This is a genomic window from Pseudomonas sp. RW407 (assembly GCF_003176655.1).
Classification (GTDB): Bacteria; Pseudomonadota; Gammaproteobacteria; order Pseudomonadales; family Pseudomonadaceae; genus Pseudomonas; species Pseudomonas delhiensis.
In genome coordinates this window covers 1,040,742-1,046,636 of the sequence record NZ_QGSL01000106.1, presented here as the reverse complement: position 1 = coordinate 1,046,636, position 5,895 = coordinate 1,040,742, and the positions used below count along the sequence as shown (strand labels likewise).

General features: G+C 66.1%; 5 protein-coding genes. All 5 read right to left on the bottom strand.

What is annotated here, in order from left to right; translation table 11 throughout:
- Positions 1-193: 193 nt before the first annotated feature.
- The gene (gene pcsA / locus DK254_RS21460) at positions 194-910 is read right to left on the bottom strand and encodes a phosphatidylcholine synthase (protein WP_109935390.1); all 717 of its coding nucleotides are present in this window, start codon (positions 908-910) and stop codon (positions 194-196) included.
- A gap of 261 nt (positions 911-1,171) precedes the next feature.
- Positions 1,172-1,945 carry an amino acid ABC transporter ATP-binding protein gene (locus tag DK254_RS21455; RefSeq protein ID WP_089389543.1) on the bottom strand — a complete coding sequence of 258 codons (774 nt, stop codon included), beginning with the start codon at positions 1,943-1,945 and terminating at the stop codon, positions 1,172-1,174.
- A gap of 12 nt (positions 1,946-1,957) precedes the next feature.
- A complete protein-coding gene (locus tag DK254_RS21450; protein ID WP_109935389.1) occupies positions 1,958-3,055 on the bottom strand; it encodes an amino acid ABC transporter permease in 1,098 nt (365 codons plus the stop codon).
- A 9-nt stretch (positions 3,056-3,064) separates the two neighbouring features.
- Positions 3,065-4,249, bottom strand: coding sequence for an amino acid ABC transporter permease (locus DK254_RS21445; RefSeq protein ID WP_109935388.1), 1,185 nt, complete (start codon positions 4,247-4,249; stop codon positions 3,065-3,067).
- Positions 4,250-4,366: 117 nt separating this feature from the next.
- Positions 4,367-5,395, bottom strand: a complete 1,029-nt coding sequence (locus DK254_RS21440; protein WP_109935387.1) for an amino acid ABC transporter substrate-binding protein — start codon at positions 5,393-5,395, stop codon at positions 4,367-4,369.
- Between the last annotated feature and the right edge of the window lie 500 nt (positions 5,396-5,895).

Below are 5,895 nucleotides of genomic sequence, written 5' to 3'. Positions count from 1 at the left end.
GCGAACGGACTCCGCAGCGGGGTTTATTCGCGAGCAAGCTCGCTCCTACGAAGAGCATTTCGGCGCGGGCCGCAAGACAGTTGCTCCTACGACCGTGCCTCCCGGAACCGTAGGAGCGGACTCCGTCCGCGATCTAGCGCGCAGGGCGCGCGCCTACAAGGGCGCGGTATCGCGGTTATCCGCCGCCGGCCGCTCAGCTGAACCACTCCATCGCCGTGCGCCACACGCACACGCCGATGAAGTATGCCGAGGCCGCGAACCACAGCCACAGCAGCCAGGTCTGGTCCACCGGCTGCTGGAGGATCAGCAGGGCGCTGCTGAACATCCAGACGAAGGTCACCGCGATGTTCAGCGGCATGAACTGGCGCACCCGGAAGGGGTGCAGGAACTTCATCCGCGTCAGTGTCAGGGCGGCCAGCACCAGCACCGTGACCAGGCTCACCCAGGGGCCGGGGCCGAGGACGAAGAAGTACACCGCCACCACGTTCCAGGCCGCAGGGAAGCCGACGAAGTAGTTGTCCTTGCTCTTCATGTTCACGTTGCAGAAGCAGAACAGCGAGGACACCAGGATGACGCCGACGATGGCCAGCTCGCTGTGCACCGGCAGCGGCACGTAGCGGTAGATGAAGATCGCCGGGATGAATACGTAGGTGAGGTAGTCGATCACCAGGTCCAGGGTGGAGCCGTCGAAATGCGGCAGCACCGCCTTGACGTCGAACTTGCGCGCCAGGGTGCCGTCCAGGCCGTCCACCAGCAGGGCCACGCCCAGCCACAGCAGGCAGGCCTGCGGGCGGTTGTCGACCAGCGCGAGCAGCGCCAGCAGGGCCAGGATGACGCCGCTGGCCGTCACCGCATGGGCGCTCCAGGCCTTGGCTTTGCTCAGGTTCAACGGGGTGAGGATCAGGTTCACGGCGTTTCTCTTTTGTCAGGCGGCAGTGCGAGCTACTTCAACGTATAGCCCATCCGTGGGTTTCCACAGGATGCTCCCGGGTATCGGAACACCGATCCGACGGCCGAGTTCAGCCGGCCGGCTTCGGCGGGGCGTGGAAAAGGCCAGGATACGCCGAAGCGCACCCGCAGCGCCAAGGGCGCTGACGAGCGTAGGAAGGCTTTGCGACGGCTTTCGGACGCCAGGGACACGGCGCGGCCCGCGGGGCCGCGCCGGCCGGGGTCAGTGGATGATCTGGCTGAGGAACAGCTTGGTGCGGTCGGACTGCGGGTTGTCGAAGAACTGGTCCGGCGGCGCCTGCTCGACTATCTCGCCCTTGTCCATGAAGATCACCCGGTTCGCCACGGTGCGGGCGAAGCCCATCTCGTGGGTCACGCAGAGCATGGTCATGCCGCTCTGCGCCAGGCCGATCATGGTGTCCAGCACTTCCTTGACCATCTCCGGGTCGAGCGCCGAGGTGGGTTCGTCGAACAGCATGATCTTCGGCTTCATGCACAGCGCACGGGCGATGGCCACGCGCTGCTGCTGGCCGCCGGAGAGCTGCCCGGGGAACTTGCCGGCCTGCTCGGGGATGCGCACCCGCTCCAGGTAGTGCATGGCCACTTCCTCGGCTTCGCGCTTGGGCATCTTGCGCACCCACATGGGCGCCAGGATGCAGTTCTGCAGCACGGTCAGGTGCGGGAACAGGTTGAAGTGCTGGAACACCATGCCGACCTCGCTGCGGATCGCCTCGATCTGCTTGAGGTCGTTGGTCAGCTCGGTGCCGTCGACGACGATGCTGCCCTGCTGGTGCTCCTCCAGGCGGTTGATGCAGCGGATGGTGGTGGACTTGCCCGAGCCCGACGGCCCGCAGAGGACGATGCGCTCACCCTGGCGGACGGTGAGGTTGATGTCCTTGAGCACGTGGAACTGGCCGTACCACTTGTTCACGCCCTTCATCTCGATCATCACGTGATCGCCGATGGCCGGGACGGTCTTGTTGCTGGCTTCAGACATGATGACGAACTCCTAACGCTTGTGGCCGGTGTCCAGCTTGCGCTCCAGGTGCATGGAGTAGCGGGACATGCCGAAACAGAAGATCCAGTAGACCAGCGCGGCGAACACGTAGCCCTCGGTGGACATGCCCAGCCAGGCCGGGTCCGCGGTGGCGCGCTTGATGCTATTGAGGAAGTCGAACAGGCCGATGATGATCACCAGGCTGGTGTCCTTGAACAGCGCGATGAAGGTGTTGACGATGCCGGGGATCACCAGCTTCAGGGCCTGGGGCAGGATCACCAGGCCCATCATCCGCCAGTAGCCCAGGCCCATGGCCGCGGCCGCCTCGTACTGGCCCTTGGGGATGGCCTGCATGCCGCCGCGGACCACCTCGGCGATGTAGGCGGCCTCGAACAGCACCACCATCACCATGGCCCGCAGCAGCTTGTCGAGGTTCATGCCCTCGGGCAGGAACAGCGGCAGCATCACCGAGGACATGAACAGCACGGTGATCAGCGGCACGCCGCGCCAGAACTCGATGGTGGTGACGCACAGGACCTTGATCGCCGGCATCTTCGAACGCCGCCCCAGGGCCAGCAGGATGCCCAGCGGCAGCGCCCCGGCGATGCCCACCGCGGCGATCACCACGGTCAGCATCAGGCCGCCCCACTGGCTGGTGGGCACGTTGTCCAGGCCGAGGAAGCCGCCGTGCAGCAGCCAGTAGGACACCAGCGGCAGCGCCAGCAGGTAGGCCAGGCCGTACTTGAGCTTGTGCTGGAACTGGCGCAGGAACAGCGGCGCGGCGCCGACCACCACCAGCAGCACGTTGAGGTCCACCCGCCAGCGCAGCGCCTCGGGGTAGAAGCCGTACATGTACTGGCCGATGCGGGTGCTGATGAACACCCAGCAGGCGCCCTCGCGGCTGCAGTCGGCGCGGCTCTCGCCGACCCAGTCGGCCTTGAACACCGCCCATTCCAGCAGCGGCGGGACGATCAGCCAGATGACGTAGAGCCCGGCCAGGGTCAGCAGGGTGTTGAACCAGTTGGAGAACAGGTTGGCGCGCAGCCAGCCGATGACCCCGACGCTCAGCGCCGGCGGCGGCAGATCGGGCTTGAAGGTATGGTTCGCCATGGCTGCCCCCTAGCGTTCGATCAGCGCGATGCGCTTGTTGTACCAGTTCATCAGCAGCGAGATGCTCAGGCTGATGGCCAGGTACACGCTCATGGTGATGGCCATGGTCTCGATGGCCTGGCCGGTCTGGTTGAGCACGGTGCCGGCGAACAGCGAGACCATGTCCGGGTAGCCGATGCCGGCGGCCAGCGAGGAGTTCTTCGCCAGGTTCAGGTACTGGCTGGTCAGCGGCGGCACTATCACCCGCAGCGCCTGCGGGATGATGATCAGCCGCAGCGTCTGCCCCGGGCGCAGGCCCAGGGAGCTGGAGGCCTCGGTCTGGCCGTGGCTGACCGCCTGGATGCCGGCGCGCACCGTCTCGCCGATGAAGGCGGCGGTGTAGATCGACAGCGCCAGGACGATGGACACCAGTTCCGGGATCACCACCCAGCCGCCGCGGAAGTTGAAGCCCTGCAGCACCGGCACGTCCCAGTGCACCGGCACGCCGGCCACCTGGATGGTCAGCGCCGGCAGCACGATCAGCGTGGCCAGGCCCGTGAGGAACACCGGGAAGGTCTTGCCGGTGGCGTGCCGGCGCACCTTGGCCCAGCGCCAGAGCACGGCCCAGGCCACCAGGGCGAGGAGGATGGCGATGAGGAACGCCGGCATCGCCTCGGTGGCCACCGGCGCCGGCATCTGCATGCCGCGGTTGTTGAAGAACAGCAGGCCGCCGACGCTCAGGCTCTGCCGCGGCCCGGGCAGTTGCGCGAGCACGGCGAAGTACCAGAAGAAGATCTGCAGCAGCGGCGGGATGTTGCGGAAGGTCTCGATGTACACCGTGGCGATCTTGCGGACCAGCCAGTTCGGCGACAGCCTGGCCACGCCGAGGATGAAGCCGATGATGGTCGCCAGGACGATGCCGATCACGGTCACCAGCAGGGTGTTGAGCAGGCCGACGAAGAACACCCGCCCGTAGGTGTCGGACTCGCTGTAGTCGATCAGGTGCTGGGAGATGCCGAAGCCGGCGCTGTTGTTCAGGAAGCCGAAGCCGGACTGGATGCCGCGGTGGGCGAGGTTGGTCTGGGTGTTGTCGAAGAGGAACCAGCCGAACGCCACCACGGCGACGACGGCGATGATCTGGAAGGCCCAGGCGCGCACGGCCGGGTCGCTGAGCGACAGGCCGCGGGGACGCCGGGCTTTGACGGAATTCTGCATGTAAGCCCTCTCGCAGGCCGCCCATGCGGGCACGGGGCTACGCCCGTGACCGCGCGGGGACCTCACGTCGTTCGAAACAGCGCCCGCGCCCAGGATCCGGGCGCGGGCCGTGGGAGGTCAGCGCACCGGCGGTGCGTACTGCAGACCACCCTTGTTCCACAGGGCATTGAGGCCGCGCTTGATCTTCAGATCGCTGCCTTCGCCGACGTTGCGCTCGAAGATCTCGGCGTAGTTGCCGACCTGCTTGACGATCTGCACCGCCCAGTCCTTCGGCAGCTTCAGGTCCTTGCCGTAGTCGCCCTCGGTGCCCAGCAGGCGGTTGATGTCGGGGTTCTTCGAGGACTTGGCCATCTGCTCGACGTTCTTCGAGTCGATCCCCAGCTCCTCGGCGTTGAGCATGGCGAACAGCGTCCAGCGGACGATGTCGAACCACTCCTCGTCACCCTGGCGCACGGCCGGGCCGAGGGGCTCCTTGGAGATCACTTCCGGCAGCACCACGTAGTCGTCCGGCTTGCCCAGCTTGATGCGCTGCGCGTAGAGCTGCGACTGGTCGGAGGTGAGCACGTCGCAACGCCCGGACTCCAGCGACTTGGCGCTCTCGTCGGAGGTGTCGTAGGTGATGGGGGTGTACTTGAGGTTGTTCGAGCGGAAGTAGTCGGACAGGTTCAGCTCGGTGGTGGTGCCGGCCTGGATGCACACGGTGGCGCCGTCGAGCTCCTTGGCGCTGGTCACGCCGAGCTTCTTGTTCACCAGGAAGCCCTGGCCGTCGTAGTAGGTCACGCCGGCGAAGTTCAGGCCCATGGCGCTGTCACGGGAACTGGTCCAGGTGGTGTTGCGCGAGAGCACGTCGATCTCGCCGGACTGCAGCGCGGTGAAGCGCTCCTTGGCGGTCAGCGGGGTGAACTTGACCTTGCTGGCGTCGCCGAAGACCGCGGCGGCGATGCCGTGGCAGACATCGACGTCGATGCCCTTGTAGGTCCCCTTGGAGTCGGCATAGGAGAAGCCCGGCAGGCCGTCGCTGATGCCGCACTGCACGAAGCCTTTCTTCTTCACCGCGTCCAGGGTGGCGCCGGCCTGGGCCATGCCGCTGAGCCCTAGAACGCTCAGGGCGGTCAGCACCGCCAGTGTGGATTTCACCATCTTCATCGATCACCTCCAGTTTGCTTTTATTCGTGTTGGAGTCCCGGCCCACTCGCCCTCGTGAGGCGATCGCAAGGTCTGCTCCGGACCTTGCATCGAAGTGGAAACCTTAGGTCAGTCTAGCCGGCTCTGCGGATACGTCCCGCGCCACCGCCCAGGCTGCCCGCTCGCGGATGACGCGAGCCGGACGTATTGCGGGGGCCGCCGTCACCTCGGCGGCCTGTTCAATGGGCTGCCCGCCCCGCCGACGGCACTGGTTTCCGGATGGGGGTCGGATAGAGTGTTACGCCGGCGGGACGGATCGCAGCCTGGTGCCTGAGTTAGCAAGGGCCGTACCAGAATGCGTCCAGCCCCCCGTTTCGGCGAAGGTCAAGTCGATAAGTTATGGCAAAGCGACATCCTTTTCGCAGAATCGCCGATCCTTCTTCCGGTGTGCGCGCCTTTGCGGCGCACATGCCCCATCCTGGAGCCCCCGATGAGCCAACCCCTGCTACTCGAACCCACCC